The sequence below is a fragment of the Streptomyces sp. NBC_00669 genome, assembly GCF_036226785.1.
In the GTDB taxonomy this organism is placed as follows: domain Bacteria; phylum Actinomycetota; class Actinomycetes; order Streptomycetales; family Streptomycetaceae; genus Actinacidiphila.
This window is the reverse complement of the sequence record NZ_CP109018.1, coordinates 1,357,747-1,377,140: the sequence shown is the minus strand read 5'-3', so window position 1 is coordinate 1,377,140 and position 19,394 is coordinate 1,357,747. Positions and strand designations below refer to the sequence as shown.

The following is a 19,394-nucleotide window of genomic DNA, read 5'->3' as shown; positions in this document are numbered from 1 at the left end:
GGGCCCGCCGGGAAAACCCCTTGCGGGTGCCCGGCAGCGGAGGTCTGATTGATCGGCCGCCGACCACGGGATGGAACATGAGCACGTCGCTGCCGGCCCCCTCGTTGCCCACCGCTCGCCTCCGCCTGCGTGCCTTCGAGGACGCGGACGCGAACGACCTCTTCGCCCTGCACAGCAGCGCCTACGTGCTGCGCTACTGGGACTCGCCGCCGTGGACCGAACGCGCGCGCGCCGAGCGGTTCATCGCGGCTTGCGGGCAGATGGCTCGGGAGGGCACCGGGGCGAGGCTGGCCGTCGATCGGGTCTCCGACGGGGCGTTCATCGGATGGTGCGGCCTGACCAGGTGGAATCCGGACTACCGCAGCGCGTCGCTGGGCTACTGCTTCGTCGATACGGCGTGGGGCCACGGCTACGCGACCGAGGCCGCGCGCGCTCTGCTGCGGTGGGCCTTCGACACCCTGGACCTCAATCGCGTGCAAGCCGAGGCCGACACGCGCAACGTGGCCTGTGCCCGCGTGCTGGAGAAGCTCGGGTTCGTGCGCGAAGGGACGTTGCGGGAGGACTGCGTCGTCAACGGCGAGGTCTCCGACTCGTGGGTCTACGGGCTGATCAGGCGGGAGTGGCGGCCGTCGTCCGAACCGGCTCCCGCCCGTTGAGCCCGCTGAGCCCGCTGGGTCAGTTGAGCCCGTTGAGTCCCCACGCCCCGGCCCGTGCCCGGCCGGACGAGGACCGACTACAGCACGCGCAAGGCGTCATGGGTGTCGCGTTCGCGTCGGGTCAGGGCGTGCAACACGGCCTGGTCGCCGTGGCGTTCGCGGGCCGCGGCGGTGAGTACGTCGATCGCGAGGGCGAGCGCGGCCCCGGGAGCGGGGTTGGGGGCGCCCACGCTCAGCGCCAAGTCCTCAAGATGGACGGTCAGTTCGACGCATCGGGTCTGGAGGTACCCGTCGAGGAGCATTTCCTCCCCGGGCCGGTGGAGGACGGACACCCGCCGGTCGGCCGGCTCCCCTGGCAGCCGCTCGGCCAGCCGCTGCCACGCGGCCCGCGCCTGCTCGGCCACGGCGGCGGGACCGGCCGCGGCGGTCTCCTCGCTCCGCGCACGCACGCCGACGTTGAGCGCGGAGCCGGGAGTCGAGGTGCCCTCCAGCCTGGCGTAGTAGTGCACAGGCGTCACCGGTTCCGCGCCGAACACCGGACCGTCGAGGAACCACTCGACCTGGAGGACGCTGCGGGCAAGGTGGCCGGCCAGTCCGCCCACGGACATCCCCGGCAGCACGGACTCCTGCTGCCAGCGGAGCGCCACCTCCCCTTCCGCCAGGAGGCGCGTGGCCCGCTCGGCGGCCAGCAGGTACGCGGTGCGGATCTCGGTGGTCGTCATGCCAGGCATAGTGCCCGCAGGGAGTTCGCGACGGCGGCGGCGTCCGTATATTGGTCAACACGTCCACCATGCGGACTCGGGTTGCCGCTACGACCGGGTGTGCGCGGTGTGTTCGGCCAGTACGGTACGCAGGAAAGCCAGCGAGTCCGTCGGCGTGAGAGCGGTGTCGCGGAGCAAGTCGTAGGCGAGGCGCAGCGGTTCGACGTCCTCGGGTTCCTCGACGAGGTGGCCGCTCCAACTGCTCTGCGTGTACGCCACGACGTGGCCGTCCTGGAAGAAGATCAGCTCCAGGCAGCTGCGGATGTGGTGCGGCCCGGTCCCGAACGGCACTACGTGCAGCGAGACATCGGGCTGCTGGGCAACGTCGATGAGGTGCTCCAACTGGCCGGTCCACGTCTGGGGGTCGCGCGCCCCGCGCCGTAGTACGGCTTCGTCGATCAGCGCGCGGTAATGAACCGGATTGGGTCCGGTGAGACGGTCCTGCCGCTTGAGCCGCTCGGTGACCTGCGCGCTCAACTGCTTGATGCTGTGCGGGCGGGCGGTGCGGAGCTGTTCTTCGGCGTAGGCGCGGGTCTGGAGGAGGTACGGCACCGCGCTGACCGCGTACTCCTGCACGCTCACCGCGTCCGCCTCCAACGGTGCAAGTCCCAGGAACGGCTTGTCCTTCGCCTCGCGTTTGGCCAGGTGCCACAGCTTCACCAGGAGGGTCCCGGTGCCGTACACCTTGTCCAGCGCGGTGGCCGCCTCCAGAGTCCCGAGTCGCTGCCCCCGCTCCAGCCGGTGCAGATACGACTGCTCGTACATGCACAGCCCCGCGAGTTCCATCAGCGTCAACCCCGCCTGCTGGCGCCGATAGGCCAGTTCACTGGCGTACAACTCCCGTGCCGACAACCACTCCCAGTCGATGAGCATCCTGGTGGTGCCCTTCTCGCCGCTGGTGCTGGCCATACGGATGTCCTCTCTACGGTGTCGTTCGTGCTCGCCAAGTCCCCTTGTCCGGACTCGAACCGGAGTCATCGGGCCGACCCGCACGCATGAACGGAGGTAGTGCGGAGGCCCGGGCTCTTCCTGACTGAGCTACAAGGGGAGGTGCTTCAACGGTGGTCGGGTGGGGTGGCCGGCTCGGTGTGCCGGCTCCGCCGGCAGCGCTTGCAGCCGCACGGCGGCAGGGCGCTGCTCAACGGTGTCGGCAGGGTTGCCGGCTGCACGTCGTAACGGTCCCGGACGGTGGTGCGCTCTCCGGACATCGGATTGACCCGATACACGGCGATGGTCATACCCATGGCCCGTTCCTCTCCGTAGTGGTTCCACTACCGAACTCGGTCAGAGTGACGTACAGTCAGAAGACCTTCAAGTAATCGGATGTGAAGGAAGGGTTGGGGCGCCCCATGGTCAACCGCAAAGAGCTGAACCCCGAGAGCAGTCCAAGAGCGGCCTACGGCGCCCGATTGCGCAGGGTGCGGGAAGCCCGCGGCTGGAAGCAGGAAGACCTGGCGGAAGCGTTGGCATATTCCAGCCAGCATATTTCTGCGGTTGAAACTGGTCGCAAGCCGCCAACCCTCTCCTTCTCATGCAAGGCTGACGTTGCCTTGGGAACCGCCGAATCACCGGATTCGTTCGAACGCCAGTGGCACGAGATGCGGCACGGCTCGCTGCTGGAGGGCTTCCCGGAGTTCGTCGGCTATGAGAGCCGGGCCGTGGAGCTTCGGCTGTTCGAAATCGGCATCATCCCGGGCCTGTTGCAGACGCCTGAATACGCCAAGGCATTGGCGGACGGTGAGGTTCAGCGCGGCTCCATCACGACAGGTCAGGCCGCCGAGCGAGTCTCCGTCCTCATGGACCGGCAGGCCGCGCTGGTGAGGACCCGCCCGCCCCTGGTGATCGTCGTGATGGATGAGAGCTGCCTCCACCACGCTGTTGGCGGCGCGGAGAACATGCGAGCCCAGCTCCAACGGCTAGTCGAGGTTGCTGCCCTCCCCAACTGGATCATCCACGTCTCGCCCTTCTCCGTAGGCGCAGGCCGCTCGTTCAACCGGCCGGTTACGCTGCTGACGCTTGCCGACCGCTCCGTTCTTGCGTACGCCGAGTCACAGGTACAGGGGCACCTTGATCGAGAAAGTACGTTCGTGCTCCCCATGTTGACGGCCTACCATCAACTCCAGGCCGAAGCGCTGTCGCAGGCGGCGTCGGTGGCCATGATTAACCAGTTGCGAAAGGGCACCCCATGACGACCGAAACCCCCCGCTGGTTCACGTCTTCCTACAGCGCCAACGGCGGCCAGTGCATCGAGGTCGCCGCCAACCTCGCCGCCTCGCGCGGTGTGGTCCCCGTCCGTGACTCCAAGGACCCGAGCGGCCCGGCGTTGGCCTTCTCCGCCGACGCGTTCGCTTCGTTCGTGGCGGGTGTGAAGGCCGGCGAGTTCCCCCTCGTCTGACCCGTTCCCGCGCCACGCATCAACGGCCCTGCTACCCCTCACGGGTAGCAGAGCCGTATGCGCTGGAGCCACGTACGCCGAGCGGCGGGAACAGGGGCGAATCCAGCGTGAAATCGTCTCTGTTGAGCCGATGCTGGGGGCCTACCATCGGCTGCGTGATGACCGAGACCCCGCGTTGGTTCAAGTCCTCGTACAGCAGCAACGGTGGCGCGTGCGTCGAGGTTGCCGCCAACCTCGCCGCCTCGCGTGGCGTGGTCCCCGTCCGTGATTCCAAGGACCCGGGTGGCCCGGTGCTGGCTTTCCCGGCTGATGCGTTTGCTTCGTTCGTGGCGGGTGTGAAGGCCGGCGAGTTCCCCGTCGTGTGACCTGTTCCCGTACCCCGTACCCATCGACTGTTCGCCGAACCGCCGTGGCAGGCGGTGCCGGTGGCCATGATCAAGCAGCTACGAAAGGGCACGTCGTGACGACCGCATCTCCCCGTTGGTTCACGTCCTCGTACAGCAACAACGGCGGCGCCTGCGTCGAGGTCGCCGCCAACCTTGCCGCTTCGCGTAGCGTGGTTCCGGTCCGTGATTCCAAGGACCCGGGTGGCCCGGTGCTGGCCTTCTCCGCCGACGCGTTCGCTTCGTTCGTGGCGGGTGTGAAGGCCGGGGAGTTCCCCCTCGTCTGACCCGTTCGCGCATCACGCATCAACGGCCCTGCTACCCCTCACGGGTAGCAGGGCCGTACGCGCTGGGGCCACCTACGCCGAGCGGCGGGAACAGGGGCGAATCCAGCGTGAAATCGTCTCTGTTGAGCCGATGCTGGGGGCCTACCATCGGCTGCGTGATGACCGAGACCCCGCGTTGGTTCACGTCTTCGTACAGCAGCAACGGCGGTGAGTGCATTGAGGTGGCTGCCAACCTCGCCACCTCGCGTGGCATCGTCCCTGTCCGTGATTCCAAGGACCCGGGTGGCCCAGTGTTGGCTTTCCCGGCTGATGCGTTTGCTTTGTTCGTGGCGGGTGTGAAGGCCGGCGAGTTCCCCCTCGCCTGACCCACTCTCGCGACGCTCGCCATTCGTCGACAGGCGGAGACGCTGTTGTAGGTGGCGGATGTGGTGCGGATGTGGTCGTGATCGACCAGCTACGAAAGGGGCACCCCGTGACGACCGAATCCCCCCGTTGGTTCACGTCCTCGTACAGCGCCAACGGCGGCCAGTGCGTAGAGGTGGCCGCCAACCTTGCCGCCTCCCGTGGCATCGTCCCCGTTCGTGATTCCAAGGACCCGGGCGGTCCGGTGCTGGCCTTTCCGGCTGATGCGTTCGCCTCCTTCGTGGCGGGTGTGAAGGCCGGGGAGTTCCCCCTCGCCTGATCCGGCGGGGCCTCCGGCGTATCCGGTGGAGCGGCGGTGCGGACCGTACACGTAGTCCGCACCGCTGAGAAGACCGGCCGGTCACGCGGCCCGTCAGCCGTCGGCCTTGAACGCGGGGTGGACTTCCTCGACGCGGTCGCGCTCGGTGTACATGTCCCAGTAGAGCGCGGCGAGTTCGGCCGGGTCGACGACCGGGAACGAGGCCGCCAACTCCGACGCGCCGGCGGCCTCTGCCGCCTCGCTGCCTCCGATGAACGCGGCGACCGAGAGGGTGCCCGCGTAGATGCCCGACTCGGTGAGTTCCCCGTGGAGGGAGTAGAGCCAGTTGCGGGCGGCGGCCATCAGCGGGCCGACCCCGCTCGCGTTCGGCATGGGGTGGACCGCGGTGGCGCCGGTGGTCATCAGGAACGCGCCGTCGCCGCGTTTCTGCCACTCCGGCAGCACGGCTTGGACGACGGCCAGCGGTGTGAGCAGGAGCAGTGGGATGCCCTGGACGAGGGTGTCCGGGTCGAGTTCGGCGGCCGGGGTGAAGTGGACGCTGGGGATCGGGCCGTACTCGACCACGTCGATCCGGCCGAACCGCTCGCGGATGGCCTCGATCAGGGCGGGGATCTCCTTGGGTTCGGAGAGGTCGGCGGTGAAGCCGGTGGCGTCGACGCCCTCGGCGCTGAGTTGGTCGACGAGGGCGTCGAGGCGGTCCTTGCGACGCGCCACCAGGGCGACGCGGAAGCCCTCGGCGGAGAAGCGTCGGGCGAGGGAGGCGCCGAGACCGGGGCCGGCGCCGAAGATCGCGATCACTTTGGACATGGGGGTGTTCCTCCAACTACTGCGGTAGGTAGCGGCGGTGAATGAGGGTGAATGACGGGGGAGAGGGGGCGGGTCAACCCGGGGAGTTCCACGCCAGGGGGTTCTGGTCATCGTCGGGTTGAGGCGGGCCGGTTACGTCATGCGGCACGCGCCGTGCTGATGGTCGTGGCGATGGTCGTGGCGAGGCGGCGGGCCTGGTCGTGGGCGGCGGCCATGGACGCCTCGTGCAGCGGAAGCAGCGGGGCGAGGGCCGGTGCCACCGGGGCCATGGTCAGCTCGGGTATCACCGTGGTGACGTCCAGGCCGAGGAGGTCGTCGTGCCCCAGAACGGCCTCCAGCGTGGGCACCACGTAGTCGAGGCCCTCCTTGGGGGAGCCGGGTCCGTAGCCGCCGCCGCGGGCGGAGATCAGCACGGCGGGACGGCCCGCCGCCGGGGAGGTGCCGGTGTGGCTCATCGTGCGGTCCAGGACGATGACCTGGTCCAGCCACGCCTTGAACACCGACGGCATCGAGAGGTTGTACATCGGCACGGTGAACAGGTACGCGCCGGCGCCGAGGAACTCCTCGATCAGCTCGTCCTGGAGCGCGGCGGCCGCGGCCTGCTCGGGAGTGCGCCGGGCCGGGTCGGTGGTGCCGGCGGTGATTCCCGCGGCGGTCAGGTGCGGTACCGGCGAGGCGGCGAGGTCGCGGTGGACGACCGGGCCCTGCCACTGGTCGCGGAAGGACCGGGCGACCTGGCGGGAGACGGAAGCCTCGCCGAGCGAGGAGGAGTCGATGTGCAGCAGGTACGACATGGCGTGGGCGCCTTTCAGCGGGATGTCCGGATCGGAGGGCGGTCGGGGGCGGGCCGGGGGCGGGCCGGGGGGCACGGTGGCCGCCCGGCCCGTACCGGGGGCAGGTGACCTCGGCCCGTACCGGGGGCAGGTGATCTCGGCCCAGACCTCTGCCTCGATCGCTGCCTTCACGGCCCGAGCTCCAATTCCTCTCATTTGTTCGTAGCGCCATGATGCGCCAGTATGGAGGCCGGTACAAAAGGCACACCGGTGTGCGCGACGGAGAGGGATGGGCGCCATGCAGGACAGCACTGATGGGGAGATGGCGGCGGCGATCGGGCCGTGCGCGAGCATCCCCGCCGACCACATGCCGTTCATCCGGCAGGTCCTCGACCGGGTCGGCGACAAGTGGAGCATGCTGATCACCGCGGCCCTGGAGGACGGCCCGCTGCGCTACACCGACCTCCAGCGTCAGATCCCCGGCATCTCCCAGCGCATGCTCACCCACACGCTGCGCCAGCTCCGGGACGACGGCCTGATCACGCGCACCGCCTACGCGGAGGTGCCGCCGCGGGTGGAGTACGCCCTCGCCCCGCTCGGCCGCGGCCTGCACGAGATCGTCATGCGGCTGATCGGCTGGGTCGCCGACCACCACGACGAGATCCGCGCTAACCGCGCCCAGTCCGACACTTCAGCCTCCCCCCGCGCCTGAGCTCCTGCGCGCACCGGTACTTCTCGGCGGTGACGTGAACCCACGCGGCGTGGTGACGGCGGGCGACGCGGCGGGCGAGGTGGTTCGGGGCGCGGCTCTGGCCGCGGTCGCGGCGCCGGACTCGCCCACCGGCGGACGAATCCCCGTCCTGGACGTGCCACTTGGGGTCCACTACTCGCGACCGATCAAGTGGATCTTGGAGCGCACCTCATGTCCTCACGTCAACGCCCGGCCCTCGCCACTGTCGCGGCCGTGCTCGCCCTCGCCGCTTGCCCGATGCTGGCCGGCGCCTCCGCCACGGCGGCCCCCGCCACCGCTCCGGCCGACGGCGCCTCCGCCCGCGCCGGCGGATTGCTGCCGCCCATCGGCGCGGAGATCCCCTCCTCCATGCTCGCGATCAACAGCGAACTCGAGGTCAAGGGCGCGACCTACCACGTGGACTTCCGCGGGGGTATCAAACAGCGCGTCGACGTCAACCCGAACGACCCCCTCTACAGCGTCCGGCTGCGCACGGTCGGCTTCAAGGTCAGCGCGGAGATCGACAGCGGGAAGTACAACTACGTCGTGTTCGAGCAGAACGACGTCGACGTCGACGTGAGGAGCACCCTCACCCTCACGCAGCAGTTCCCCCCGAGGTACGTGGAGCGCGACGAGCTCTCCTTCTCGGCGGTGTTCGAGCCCAAGGACGGCGGCGAGCCTCTCGTCCTGGTGACCAAGGAGCCGATGGTCCTCACCGCGGCCCTCACCCAGTACCCGGCCAGGGGGGATCTGTACCGCTTGGACAAGCCCGTCGACCTGGTCGACCCCGAGCACCCGGACAACGTCGAGGCGGTCCTGAAGACGTTCCCCAGCAAGCGCGGCGGCCTGTAAGAAGCCGAACGACCCGGGCGGCGTCGCGCCGAACACCGCCCGGGCAGCCGAAGCTCAAGGAACCGCGTCCAGTCGGGATGACGGCCCCGCCACTCGGGGCCCGTGGGCGGCGGTGACCGTCGCCGGAGCGGCCGGTGGTGGAGGTCCGTCATGCGGGTGTCCGCGGATCTGCGCGTGCCAGTACGTCGGCGGGACAAGCCCGGGTTCGTGCCGCTGTAACGCTTTCGGGCCGGATGCGCACGTAGGGGGTGAGGGAGCCGGACGGGCTGCCGTCGAGAGGGGGAAGCGATTCAGTGGACATATCCGCACGCCGTCGGGGTGATCCGGCGGGCAGCTCCGCACGCGGGCGTGTACGGGATCTGGAGGACCTGGAGGGCTTCTACCGCAGGCATGTCGATGACGTGACGCGGTTCGTGGGCCGGCGGTTCGACGACCCGCACACCGTCGCCGATGTCGTCGCCGACATCTTCCTCGCCGTCGTCGACTCCGGCGACGCCTACCGGTCGGCCGCACGCAATGAGCGAGCGTGGCTGTACGGGGTCGCGCGGCACGTCGTCTCCGCGGAGTACCGCCGCAAGAACCGGGTGGACGTGCTCAACTCCCGTGTCGCGGGGCGGCGGTTGCTGGGCGCGGACGACATCGCGCGGGTTGAGGACCGGATCGTCGCCGAGAACGAGGGGCGCGCGATGGTCGAGGCCATGGAAGGGCTGCCGGAGCAGCAACGGGCCGTGCTGGAGCTCGTCGCCGTCGACCAGCTCACCGTGGCCGAGGCCGCCCGTGCGCTCGGCATCAGCTCGGTCAGCGCGCGCGTCACCCTGCACCGCGCCCGCGCGCGACTGCGCAAAGCCGCCGGGGCCCGGTCGGACGAGAGTTCGTCCGCCGCCCCGCTCACCCGTAGCACGGCCGCCGTACTCGACGCCTCGGCCGCGTCGATCGACCTCTCCAGGAGCAGAGCATGAACGACTCGACAAGTTTTGAGGACCGGCTGTGGGACGCCCTCGTCCGTGAAGCGGGGCGCCCCACGGACGAGTTGCCCGCCGACCGCCTCCGTGTCCGCCCGGCGCGCCGCGCCGTGACCGCGCGTTGCGCCGGGTTCGGCCTGGCGGCCGCCGCGATCGCGGGCGCCGCCCTGGTTGCGCTGCCCGGCGGCGGCGCGGCACCCGCGTACGCGGTCGATGTGCAGAAGAACGGCGTGGTGGAGATCAGTTACGACGCCAAGGCCAAGCCCATGAACACCACCGAGGAGCTTGCGAAGCTGACGTCCGAGCTTCGCGCGGCGGGGATCAAGATCTACCAGCCGCAGGGCAAGGCCGGTCGCGTGGGCTGTGCTTCGTTCGTGCCGTTCGCGGCGGCCCCGGACGTGCAGAAGTCCAAGGCCGGCGCCGTGGTGGACGGAGCCGTGGCCGGTGTGTCCGCCAAGCAGTATCTGCACCGCGGCGACACGGTCCAGGTGCTGCGCATCCGGCTCGGCAAGAGGCAGGTCTATGCCGTGAGCGTCCTTCACCCGAACGACTGCCGTGTGGTGCGTAGCAACTCCCCCCAGGCGACTCCCCGTTGACCTTCGTACGTCCCGGCGGTGAGGCCGGCGGCCGGCCGCCGTCCTCGCTGTCGCGGCCGCGCCGGGGGAGCCTGGCGGTGCGACGATGCGGTCGCGCGGCCGCCCCGCGGCGCGGCCGATCCTTGAAATCCTCGCAAAGGCGACATGTTGGCTGGATTTCGTCTCTGCGGCCCGCCGGCGGACGACCGTAGGCTCGCCGTGGACGGGGGGAAGCAACAGAGCTGCCCTCCGCACGCACACGGGGGGCTCAACCGGCATGCGGACCATCACCAAACGCACCGTGCAAGGCGTTCTCGCCGCGACGATCGTCCTCGGGGGGATCGCCGTCACCGGCGGCACCGCGCAGGCGTACGGGGACATCGACCGGTGGGACCTCAACAGCCCGGGCTACCAGCTCGGCGGCAACGACAACACCGGCCGCTGCGTGGACGACTCGTCCGACGCCAGCGTCGCGGACGGCAACCTGCTGCGCGGGTTCCCCTGCGGTCAGGGCAACTACGACGGGGGCTGGCAGAAATGGAAGGTGGTCGCCCTGGCCAACGGCTACGCCCAGCTCCAGAACGGCGCCACCGGACTGTGCCTGGACGACTCCTCCCACTCGGACGGCAAGGACTACCTGCGCGGGTTCCCCTGCCTCACCCCAAGCTTCACCGCTGGTTGGCAGGGCTGGCGGATCGTCAACCGCACGACCGCGAAGGGCTTCTACGAGCAGGTGCTCCAGAACGCCGCCACCGGCCGCTGCCTGGACGACTCCAACGCGGGACCCAACAACGGTGACCTCCTGCGGGGTTACACCTGCAACGGCACCTCCCAGGACAACGGTTTCCAGGGCTGGGACATCTGGACCTGAACCGACGGACCGACCTGACGGACCGACCTGACGGACCGACCTGACGGATCGACCCGCGCCCCGTGTCCGGCCCCGGCCGGCCGGGGCGCGGTCATGCGATCAGCGCCGTGTTCGCGCTCGGTGGCGCACCGGGTCACCGGAAATTCCGTTCGGTGAAGGCTTTTCCGCCGGCGACGGCTGCGGCGAAGTCGCCCGTCGAGGTGAGGGAGAGGTGCCCCATCTCGCCGAGGCCGGTGACGAGGAGGTGGGACTCCCGCACGGTGGCCCACCAGACCCAGGACTCACCGGCGGTGCCCAGGGTGCCGGTGACGCTCCGGCCGTCCACCTCGGCATCCGCTGCGGTGACTTCCGCGGCCCGGAACCCGAAGGCGTTCTCCGGGGTGATCTCCTGCTGCCCCGGGATGTCGTACCAGGTGATCACTCGTAACGGGTTCTCGCCGGGCGCCGACGGGCTGTAGCGGATCTCGATGGAGTAGTACGCCTCCGCGATCAGGTGGAACTCCGCGAGGAGGGCTGGTGCGGGCACCGGTTCGGCGAGCATGTAGACCGAGAGCCGGCCGGCGTCGAACGCGCTCTCGATCTGGCGGTAGTGCTTCTCCCGCAGCCGCAGGGCCAGTTGGATGTCACCGCGAAATTCCATCGTCCTACTGTGCCCCCACGCGGAGGTCCCCCGACAGGGCCGGTGCCGCCGCGATACGCCCGGGGAGGCGGGAAACGGACACCCGCCGAAGCCCCGACCGCGGGCAGCCTCCCGCCCGCGCACGCCTCGGCGGCCCGATCAGTCGCTGCCGGTGTTGGCTAGGCCGTGTTTTGGAAGTCCCGCCTGGCCCGTGGCGCCTGGCACGCACGCTCGCTTCGTTGTCGGGCTTGTCCGAGTAGGCCCACTACGAGGACAACCCTCCGCCTTGCGATCGCACGCACCAGACGCCACGGGCCCCGCCCTTTGGGCGGACGGCGCTACTTCCAAAACACGGCCTAGGCCCAATACTGGTGACTTTGGTGGTGTCTGGTCGTTGGTCGGTGTGTGCCAAGGCCTGGACAGGTGAAGTCGTCGGGGGTTGAGCGGTTCTCGGATCGGATCGCGTTGGGGGTGCTCACGCGGGCTTTCCCGCCCGAGTTGATCGACGAGGTCGTCGCCGAGTGTGGTCGGGTCGAGCAGCGGAACCGGCTGTTGCCGGCTCGGGTGGTGATGTATTTCGTCCTGGCGATGTGCCTGTTCTTCGGGCAGGGCTACGAGGAGGTGGCCCGGTTGTTGGTGCAGGGGCTGGAGCGTGAGGGCCGTTGGGTGAAGGCCTGGCGGGTGCCGACCACCGGGGCGATCGGCCGTGCGCGTCTGCGGCTGGGGCCGGAGCCGTTGCGGGTCTTGTTCGACCGGGTCTGCCGACCGGTGGCGGTCCCGCGGACCCCGGGTGCCTGGTATGGCCGGTGGCGGCTGGTCGCGGTGGACGGCACCGTCTTCGACGTGCCGGACACGGCCGCGAACGCGGAGTTCTTCGGGCGTCCGGGCAGCAGCCGCGGGCAGGGCAGGAGCGCGTATCCACAGGTGAGAGTAGCGGCCTTGGCCGAGTGCGGCACCCATGCCGTGTTCGCGGCCGAGGCCGGCCCGTTGTCGGTGCATGAGACCGCCCTGGCCCGGCGGATCTTCCCTGCTTTGACCGGGGACATGCTCGTACTGGCCGACCGGGGTTTTTGCGGCTTGGACCTGTGGCGGGCGGCCAAGGCCGGAGGCGCTGACCTGCTGTGGCGGGTGCGGAGCGTCATCGTGCTGCCGGTCCTGGCCGCGTTGGAGGACGGCTCTTATCTCTCGCAGATCGTCGCCACCCGAGACAAACACCGCCGAGCCGACCCCGAACAGGTTCGAGTGATCGAGTACACGCTCGGTCCGGGCGGGGCTGACGGGGACGTCTACCGGCTGATCACCACCATCCTCGACCCCGCCGACGCCCCGGCGGGCGAACTCGCCGCCCTCTACGCCCAGCGCTGGGAGATCGAGAACACACTCGATGAGATCAAGAACCATCAGGGCAGCCCCGGGATCGTATTGCGCTCCCAGCACCCCCGCGGGGTCGAACAGGAGATCTTCGCGTTCCTGCTGGTCCACCACGCCCTACGGGACCTCATGCATCAAGCCGCCATACACGCCGGACACGACCCCGACCGGATCTCCTTCACCCGCACCCTGCGCATCGTCCGCCGCCACGTCACCGGGCAGGCGGCACTTTCCCCCCTCCCGCCTGACCCACACACTCAGACAGAGTCTGCGTGAAATCACCGAACGGCCCCTACCCGCACGGCGGCCACGCTCCAACCCCCGCGTCATCAAACGCAAGATGTCGAACTGGGCACTGAAACGAGCCGAGCACAACCACCCGCCCCGCCCCAACACCCCCACCGTCCAACTGGTCGGCCCGACCAAAGCCAACCCAACCCGCCGGAAAATAACCTAAATCACCGGTATTGGGCCTAGCCTCCCAGTTCGGTGAGGAGGGCCGGGTCGAACGGGCCGTCGTAGGTTCCGATGCGGAAGCCGGCGATCGTTCCGACGAATCCGCGGCTCTGCGCCGCCGGGTGGACGTCGTTGCCGATGCCCACCGTGTCGTTGAGGACCTGGGTCGAGGGCGGGGCGTCTCCGGTGACCGCGGGCAGTTCGACGCCGTCGAGAAAGACGTGCAGGGTCGCTACGGTGCCGAAGCCGTCCCAGCCGATCCGGAGGTCGTGCTGCTGCCCGGTCGCCGGCAGCGGAGCGCTCGCGGTGTGGTTGCTCTCGCCGGCGGGAGCGAAGCCGTAGGTCAGCCGGCCGCCGCCGTAGCGGACCCACAGGTTGCCGCCCACGGCGAACAGCGTGGCCAGCGAGGGCTGTTCGGTCCCGGCGGCCGGGGTGAACCTCACGTCGGCGACGAAGTTCCGCGTCAGCCGGGCGTCGCCCCAGGAGGTGGCCGGTGCGAAGCCCACGGCGTTGTCGCCGCCCTTGAGCACGACGCCCTGACCGGGCTGGACCGTCTCCGTGCCGGCCCGGCGGTCGATGGTGCCGAGGGCGACCTCGCCGGCGCCGGGAGCGTAGGCGTGGTCCGTGAACGAGCCGCCGAAGCCGACCTCGGCGGTCAGGCTCAGCGTGCGCGGCCCGATGACCACCGAGACGGTCCTCGGCGCCGAGGTACCGGTCCGGTCGGCCTGGACCGCCGAGATGGTCCGCAGGCCGTTGCCGAACGCGGTCGCCGGAGCGCACGCCCACGTGCCGTTCGGCGCCACGGTGGCGGTGCACACCTGGCGTGCCGCGTCCGGATCGGTCACCGTGACGGTGGCTCCGGCCAGCCCCGTACCGGCGATGCGGGTCGGCGAGTTCGGCAGGGCGGCGAACGGTGCCGGGTCGGTGATGACCGGTGCCGGCGGGCGGCCGATCGAGAGGTCCGTCGGGTCCGCGCCGGCGGGCACGTTCGCGATCAGGAAACCGCTGGAGAGCACGGTCAGATCGGTCCCCGAGACCCGGACCCCGCCGACGTAGACCGCCTTGGACGGCGAGAACCCGGAGCCGGCGACGAGCACCTGCTCGGGGGTGCCGGCCGTCGCGGGGGAGGTGCCGGAGTAGGTGATGCGGGCCGGCAGCGCGGCGTCCACGGCCTGGTAGGCGCCCTGCGGCCCGGCCGCGCCGAGCACGGCCCGGGCGCTCCGACCGCTGATGGTGCTCGCCAGGTCGGCGGGGCCGGGCCGGCTGGGGAACGCCGTGTTCGCGCCGATGCACACCGCGTCGGGGCTGTCGTCGGGGTCCGCCTGCCAGTTGCCCACGGTCGCGTTGCGGCACGCGCTGTTCGTGGGCCAGTGACTCGACATGGAGTAGTGCGAGTTCCACTCGACGTTGCCGGTGACCGTGATCCACTGCGAGCCGACGTCGGGCGCGACGAAGTACGAACTGTGGACGGTGTCGGTGTCACCGACGTTGCCGCTGATCGTCAGGCCCTGCGCGTACGACGCCTGCTGGTCGATCGAGCCGTCCGCGCGGTAGACGGTCGGGCCCTGCTGGCCTTCGGTGTAGACGTCGCCGCCGTCGCCGAACATCTGCATGTTCCGGTGGAACCAGTTGGCGGTGATCGCGTTGTGGGCGTTGATGTTGGTGGTGTGGTTCCAGTACTGGTCGAGGGTCTCGGGCGGGTTGGCGCCCGGCAGGGACTCCGCGTCCGGGTGGCCCTGCCACGCGCCGGAGGTGATGCCGTCGTAGGGCATGTCGAAGATGTCGTTGTGGGAGATGGTGGTGTGCCGGGTGAACAGCATCGTCACGCCCGCGGCCCCGATGTAGTCCAGGCCCGCGTCGTGGATGACGTTGTCGTCGACCACGTTCCCGGTCATGATCTCGCCCTCGCCGTGGGCGCCGATGTCGTCGTGGGCCGACGCGCTCGGGTTGTCGGAGCAGTCCGCGATCACCGTGGCGGCCGGATCGTCGGCCGAGCCGGGGGTCGGGTCCCCGGAGCAGCCGAGCCAGATCGCGCTCGACGCGATCTGGCGGAACTCGCTGCCGCGCACGAGGTTGTCGTCGCTGCCGTACCTCACTCCCAGCCCGATGCCCCCGAGGTCGCTGAACCGGTCGCCGTCGAAGGTCACGTGCCGGGCCGCGGTCAACTGCACGTTCGCGAGCGGCTGATCGAACGCGGCCCACGGGCAACTGCCCTCCGCCGGTGCGCCGAAGTGGCATTCGCCCTGGCTCGCCGGCAGCACGTCGCCGCCGGCGTCCCTGGCGATCGGCTGGGTGACCATGAGGTTGTCCTGCACCTGGGCGAACCCGGTCGGGGTCGAGGGCTGGTTCCAGGTCGCCGTGCTGAACGTGATGCCGCGGAACGTGAGGTCGTGCACGGGGTGGGCCAGCGTCCCGGCGACGTTCACGAGCGATTCGAGCCGCGGGATCTCCACGTCGAGGGCGGACACGCGCTGCCCGGACGCGGGCTCGAAGTACAACCGGTCCGCGGAGTCGTCCAGGTACCACTGCCCGGGGCTCAGCAGCGCGTAGGCGTTCTCGATCATCGTGGGCGGAGTTCCGGCGGCGAGGCTGTACGGGGTGATGTTCGAGGAGTTGCCGCCCCACACGGTGGTCTGCTTGTTCGTGACGTTGTTCCAGCACGGCTGAGCCATGCCGACCGTGGTGGTGCCGGGCTTCGCGCCCGCGCCGACCGACGCCACCGGGCACTCCACGGTCGCCCAGTCCATCGGCGGTGCGGGCGTGTAGACGAACTGCATCTCGTGCAGCTGCGTCGCGTTGAGCCGCGCGGCCAGATCCGAGAACCAGGTGGCGGTGGAACCGGTCGTGGTGAACGCCGTCCTGTCCCACGAGGTCAGGCTCAGGCCGAGCTGCGCCGGGGTCTTCTGGGCGACCGGCGCCTCCACCCCGTCGACGTACAGCTGCCGCGTACGGGTCCCGGCCGGCACCGGGGCGGACCATATGTCGGAACCCTTGGCGTGCGTCCACCGCGTGACCCGGGTGCCGCCGGAGATCACCGGGTGGGCCCCGGGGGCCGCCCGCCAGGTGACCGGGTGGCCGGGCTTGCCCGAATCGGCCGGGCCGAAGTCGATGCCGTGCGCCAGGCGGTAGGTGCCGTCGGCGAGGACGACGGTGATGTCCGCCGGGTGCGGCTTGGCGACTTCCTTGCGGACGGCCGCTTTCGCCGCGGTCAGCGAGCAGGGCGCGGACGCCTTCTCGCATGTCGTCCCCGGCCCCGAACCCGGCTCTGATCCCGACGGTGCGGCGTACAGCGTGAGGGACTTCGTCGGCGACGCCGCCACCGCGGCCGGGACCAGTCCGCCGCCGAGCAGGAGGGCTGCGGCCAGGCCCAGGACCCCCGCGATCCGGCTGCTCCGGGCATGGGTGCGTAACGTGCGAGGCAACATGTGCGGCTCCTTGGATAGAGGCGCGTGCGGTGGGCCGAAGAGGTCGGCCGGTGTCTCGGTCGATACGGTGATCACGTGGGAGCGGCCTCGCGGCAACCCGGCTGATACATCGGATGTATCGGCTCGCGGAGGACGCTAGTGGGACGCCTCTGAGGGGTCAAGAGGGTTGGCGACAACCGGCTGGAGGTTCGTAGGCGGCATCCGGGCAAGCCGCACTATGTCGGCCGCCAGCAGGTGAGTTCGGACCCTGGGCGGCAGAAGGAGCCGCCCGATCCCGGGTGTTGACGGGTGGGACGCATCCGGGCCGCATCCGGGCCGTATCCGCGCATGTGGCCGCTCTCGCGGGAGAGATCGGACGGGCCGGGACGGAGGTCGCCCGGAACGCGGGCGGGCGTCGCCTGCGGTGCGCCCGCACACCGGGGGCAACCTTCCCGCCGTGCCGGAGGTCTGAGGGGCATGGGAAGAAGCAGAGCAGCGTTCACCGTGGCGGTCGCGGGCACCGCAGCCGCCCTGCTGAGCCTGCTCGGCTGCACGGGCCGGCCCCACTCGGCGACGTCCCCGACCGCGACCACCGCCAAGACACCGGCCACGTCACCGGCCAAGCCCCCGGCCAAAGGCCCGGGCGTGCCGGAGGACTTCACCGGCGACGGACGTCCCGACCTGGTCGTGGCCGCCGCCAACGCCACCATCGACGGTGTCGCCTCCGCCGGATACCTCGCCGTCGTCCCCGGCTCCGCCACCGGCGCCGACCCCGCCCACGCCACCGTGTTCACGCAGAACGGCATCGGTCAGGGGCCCGCCGGGACGGGCGGCGAATTCGGCGCGGTGACCGTCTCGGCCGACCTCGACGGCGACGGTCGCGCCGACCTCATCGCCCAGGCCGGCCGCTCCACCGTCTTCGTCGTCTGGGGCGGCGCCACCGCCTCCGCGCCGGCCGCCCGGTTGCAGGGCCGCGCACCCCTCACCGGGGACTTCGACGGCGACGGCCACCCCGACCTGCTCCTGGCCGACGACGGCCCGGCCGGGGGCACCATCGACTACGGCCCGTTCTCCCGCACCGGCAAGCCCGCCCGTACCGCGGCCGTGTCCTTCACCCCCCAGCTACCGAAGCGCCCGCCCAGCTACCCCAACCTCGGCATCCCGCTGGCGGTCGGCGACTTCAACGGCGACGGCCGCGACGACGTCGTCACCCAGTGGTTGGAGGACGACGGCGACGACGTCCCCCCGAAGGCCACCGTGATCTACTACGGCTCCGCGTCCGGCCTCGTCCGCGGCCCGCGTCTGACCGGGCCCGACGGCAAGGACGTGCACAGCACCTACGGCTCGCTCACCACCTACACCGCCGACCTCAACGGCGACGGCCACGCCGACGTCGTCGACTGCGTGCTCCCCGAAACCCAGGGGGACACCGGCGGAGTGCCGCCCCGCTCCCGCGTCACCGTCAACTACGGCGGCCCCCACGGCATCCCCGCGCGCGCACCGCAGGCGTTCGACGTCAGCACCCGCGGTCTGCCCGAGGCCGGCACCGGCCCGGACGCCGAGCTGGGCCGCGCGGCGGCCGTCGGCGACATCAACGACGACCGGTACGCCGACCTCGCCTTCACCACCACTCCGGGCGGTTCCGGCGAGTCCGGTCAGTCCGGTCAGTCCGGCGGGTCCGGCGGGTCCGGTCAGGCGCAACCGGCCGTCGTCGTGCTCTACGGCGGCCCGAACGGCCTCACCGTCAGCCACGCCCAGACCATCCCCGGTCACGCCACCGCCCTCCGCATCATCGACCTGGACCACGACGGCCACGGCGACCTCGTCATCGGCCAACCCGCCTCCACCGTCGTCGAGCAGGTCGTGACGGTGCTGCGCGGCAGCGCACGCGGCGTGCGGACCGCCCACCCGCAAACGATCACCGCGGACGACATCGGCCGACCGGCGAGCCAGTCGAACACCTTCGGCTACGGGTTCGCCCGCTGAACGAGCCGAACCAGCCGAGGGAGCCGAACCAGCCGAGGGAGCCGAACCAGCCGAGGGAGCCGAACGAGCCGAGGGAGCCGAACGAGCCGGTCACAACGGTCAGTCGGTCGTCCTCACGGGCGCACTGCTGCTTCCCTGGCGCCGGCCACCGAGCTCCGCGTCGAGCGTCTCCTGAGCCACGCGCATCACTTCGGCGTACACGGGGTCCGCCAGGCGCTCCCACATCTCGCTTTCCGCGACGTCCTCGACGAGGCCGACCACCCACCAGATGTTGCCGAACGGGTCCTTGATCCGCCCGCCGCGCTGGCCGAAGGCGTCGTCGGCCAGGGAAGTGACGACCTGGCCGCCGGCCGCGAGGGCTCGTGAGAACGCCTGGTCCGCGTCGGCGACGAACACGCGCAACAGGCTCGGCATGGCGGGCCAGTCCGCGTGCCGGTCGAAGGCCAGCACGACGGTGTCGCCGACCCGGATCTCGGCGTGACCGATCAATCCGTCCTCGGTCGACACCCGCCCCAGCTCCTCGCCTCCGAACGCCTGGGTCACGAAGTCGAGGAAGGCCCCCGTGTCGTCGGTGACGACCCAAGGCGCGACGGTGGTGTAGCCCTCCGGGGCGTTGCTGGTCTGCTCGGGCATCGCTGTCCTCTCGCTGATGGTTGCTGCCGACAGCGACCGTAGGGGCGAACCAGGTCAGTTTCGGTCCTCAAGGGCGGCGAGTCGGGGTCGCGGCCCGGTGCCCCTCACCCCCGCCCGCTCACCCCCGCCCGCGCGTCGGCATCGGCCCGGCCCGAGGCAGCGGGGATGCCCCGTCCCCACCCGGAGTTGAC

Annotated in this window: 22 protein-coding genes and 1 tRNA gene; 14 read left to right on the top strand and 9 right to left on the bottom strand. The window is 70.6% G+C overall.

All coding sequences use genetic code 11. The annotated features are described in order from the left end of the window. Positions 1-77: 77 nt before the first annotated feature. Positions 78-656: a GNAT family N-acetyltransferase gene (locus OG896_RS05515; RefSeq protein WP_329362926.1), complete on the top strand. Its 579-nt coding sequence runs from the start codon at positions 78-80 to the stop codon at positions 654-656. A 77-nt stretch (positions 657-733) separates the two neighbouring features. On the opposite strand, the gene OG896_RS05510 is transcribed toward OG896_RS05515, so the two are convergent. The 4 genes from OG896_RS05510 to OG896_RS05495 all read right to left on the bottom strand — a co-directional run bounded on the left by OG896_RS05510 (position 734) and on the right by OG896_RS05495 (position 2,661). Then, positions 734-1,378 carry a maleylpyruvate isomerase N-terminal domain-containing protein gene (locus OG896_RS05510; protein ID WP_329362924.1) on the bottom strand — a complete coding sequence of 215 codons (645 nt, stop codon included), beginning with the start codon at positions 1,376-1,378 and terminating at the stop codon, positions 734-736. 87 nt (positions 1,379-1,465) lie between these two features. Beyond that, positions 1,466-2,326: a helix-turn-helix domain-containing protein gene (locus tag OG896_RS05505; protein WP_329362922.1), complete on the bottom strand. Its 861-nt coding sequence runs from the start codon at positions 2,324-2,326 to the stop codon at positions 1,466-1,468. A 39-nt stretch (positions 2,327-2,365) separates the two neighbouring features. After that, positions 2,366-2,465, bottom strand: a tRNA-OTHER gene (locus OG896_RS05500). Positions 2,466-2,472: 7 nt separating this feature from the next. Then, positions 2,473-2,661, bottom strand: a complete 189-nt coding sequence (locus OG896_RS05495; protein WP_329362920.1) for a hypothetical protein — start codon at positions 2,659-2,661, stop codon at positions 2,473-2,475. A 105-nt stretch (positions 2,662-2,766) separates the two neighbouring features. Between OG896_RS05495 and OG896_RS05490 the strand changes: the two genes are divergently transcribed. The 6 genes from OG896_RS05490 (at position 2,767) to OG896_RS05465 (ending at position 5,164) form a co-directional block, all read left to right on the top strand. After that, positions 2,767-3,606, top strand: a complete 840-nt coding sequence (locus OG896_RS05490; protein WP_329362918.1) for a helix-turn-helix domain-containing protein — start codon at positions 2,767-2,769, stop codon at positions 3,604-3,606. After that, positions 3,603-3,812, top strand: coding sequence for a DUF397 domain-containing protein (locus OG896_RS05485; RefSeq protein WP_329362917.1), 210 nt, complete (start codon positions 3,603-3,605; stop codon positions 3,810-3,812). Before OG896_RS05490 ends, OG896_RS05485 begins: the two co-directional genes overlap by 4 nt. Before the next feature lie 155 nt (positions 3,813-3,967). Continuing rightward, positions 3,968-4,177, top strand: coding sequence for a DUF397 domain-containing protein (locus OG896_RS05480; RefSeq protein ID WP_329362914.1), 210 nt, complete (start codon positions 3,968-3,970; stop codon positions 4,175-4,177). A gap of 95 nt (positions 4,178-4,272) precedes the next feature. Then, entirely contained in the window at positions 4,273-4,482 is a 210-nt protein-coding gene (locus OG896_RS05475) for a DUF397 domain-containing protein (protein ID WP_329362912.1), read from the top strand. Positions 4,483-4,640: 158 nt separating this feature from the next. After that, positions 4,641-4,847 (top strand): DUF397 domain-containing protein, encoded by a 207-nt coding sequence (locus OG896_RS05470; protein WP_443057230.1) that lies wholly within the window; start codon positions 4,641-4,643, stop codon positions 4,845-4,847. Between the two features lie 107 nt (positions 4,848-4,954). Beyond that, complete coding sequence (locus OG896_RS05465; RefSeq protein ID WP_329362908.1) at positions 4,955-5,164, top strand: DUF397 domain-containing protein; 210 nt, start codon at positions 4,955-4,957, stop codon at positions 5,162-5,164. Positions 5,165-5,257: 93 nt separating this feature from the next. On the opposite strand, the gene OG896_RS05460 is transcribed toward OG896_RS05465, so the two are convergent. Then, positions 5,258-5,971, bottom strand: a complete 714-nt coding sequence (locus OG896_RS05460; RefSeq protein ID WP_329362907.1) for an SDR family NAD(P)-dependent oxidoreductase — start codon at positions 5,969-5,971, stop codon at positions 5,258-5,260. Between the two features lie 137 nt (positions 5,972-6,108). Then, on the bottom strand, positions 6,109-6,765 hold the full coding sequence (locus OG896_RS05455) for an FMN-dependent NADH-azoreductase (RefSeq protein ID WP_329373726.1): 657 nt from the start codon (positions 6,763-6,765) through the stop codon (positions 6,109-6,111). Positions 6,766-7,033: 268 nt separating this feature from the next. Between OG896_RS05455 and OG896_RS05450 the strand changes: the two genes are divergently transcribed. The 5 genes from OG896_RS05450 to OG896_RS05430 all read left to right on the top strand — a co-directional run bounded on the left by OG896_RS05450 (position 7,034) and on the right by OG896_RS05430 (position 10,734). Continuing rightward, positions 7,034-7,456: a winged helix-turn-helix transcriptional regulator gene (locus OG896_RS05450; RefSeq protein WP_329362906.1), complete on the top strand. Its 423-nt coding sequence runs from the start codon at positions 7,034-7,036 to the stop codon at positions 7,454-7,456. Between the two features lie 210 nt (positions 7,457-7,666). Next, positions 7,667-8,326 (top strand): hypothetical protein, encoded by a 660-nt coding sequence (locus OG896_RS05445; RefSeq protein ID WP_329362905.1) that lies wholly within the window; start codon positions 7,667-7,669, stop codon positions 8,324-8,326. 293 nt (positions 8,327-8,619) lie between these two features. Beyond that, positions 8,620-9,285 carry an RNA polymerase sigma factor gene (locus OG896_RS05440; protein ID WP_329362903.1) on the top strand — a complete coding sequence of 222 codons (666 nt, stop codon included), beginning with the start codon at positions 8,620-8,622 and terminating at the stop codon, positions 9,283-9,285. Beyond that, complete coding sequence (locus OG896_RS05435; RefSeq protein WP_329362901.1) at positions 9,282-9,884, top strand: hypothetical protein; 603 nt, start codon at positions 9,282-9,284, stop codon at positions 9,882-9,884. Before OG896_RS05440 ends, OG896_RS05435 begins: the two co-directional genes overlap by 4 nt. A gap of 256 nt (positions 9,885-10,140) precedes the next feature. After that, positions 10,141-10,734 carry an RICIN domain-containing protein gene (locus OG896_RS05430; RefSeq protein ID WP_329362899.1) on the top strand — a complete coding sequence of 198 codons (594 nt, stop codon included), beginning with the start codon at positions 10,141-10,143 and terminating at the stop codon, positions 10,732-10,734. A gap of 133 nt (positions 10,735-10,867) precedes the next feature. Here the strand turns inward: OG896_RS05430 and OG896_RS05425 are convergent, their stop codons facing one another. Further along, positions 10,868-11,374, bottom strand: coding sequence for a hypothetical protein (locus OG896_RS05425; protein WP_329362896.1), 507 nt, complete (start codon positions 11,372-11,374; stop codon positions 10,868-10,870). Positions 11,375-11,758: 384 nt separating this feature from the next. Here OG896_RS05425 and OG896_RS05420 point away from each other — a divergent pair, with 384 nt between their 5' ends. Further along, positions 11,759-13,000 carry an IS4 family transposase gene (locus OG896_RS05420; RefSeq protein ID WP_329362138.1) on the top strand — a complete coding sequence of 414 codons (1,242 nt, stop codon included), beginning with the start codon at positions 11,759-11,761 and terminating at the stop codon, positions 12,998-13,000. Positions 13,001-13,197: 197 nt separating this feature from the next. On the opposite strand, the gene OG896_RS05415 is transcribed toward OG896_RS05420, so the two are convergent. Beyond that, the gene (locus OG896_RS05415; RefSeq protein ID WP_329362894.1) at positions 13,198-16,605 is read right to left on the bottom strand and encodes an Ig-like domain-containing protein; all 3,408 of its coding nucleotides are present in this window, start codon (positions 16,603-16,605) and stop codon (positions 13,198-13,200) included. A gap of 456 nt (positions 16,606-17,061) precedes the next feature. Here OG896_RS05415 and OG896_RS05410 point away from each other — a divergent pair, with 456 nt between their 5' ends. After that, positions 17,062-18,570 carry an FG-GAP repeat domain-containing protein gene (locus OG896_RS05410; protein ID WP_329362892.1) on the top strand — a complete coding sequence of 503 codons (1,509 nt, stop codon included), beginning with the start codon at positions 17,062-17,064 and terminating at the stop codon, positions 18,568-18,570. Between the two features lie 99 nt (positions 18,571-18,669). Here OG896_RS05410 and OG896_RS05405 read toward each other — a convergent pair whose 3' ends face one another. After that, positions 18,670-19,203: a VOC family protein gene (locus OG896_RS05405; protein ID WP_329362890.1), complete on the bottom strand. Its 534-nt coding sequence runs from the start codon at positions 19,201-19,203 to the stop codon at positions 18,670-18,672. Between the last annotated feature and the right edge of the window lie 191 nt (positions 19,204-19,394).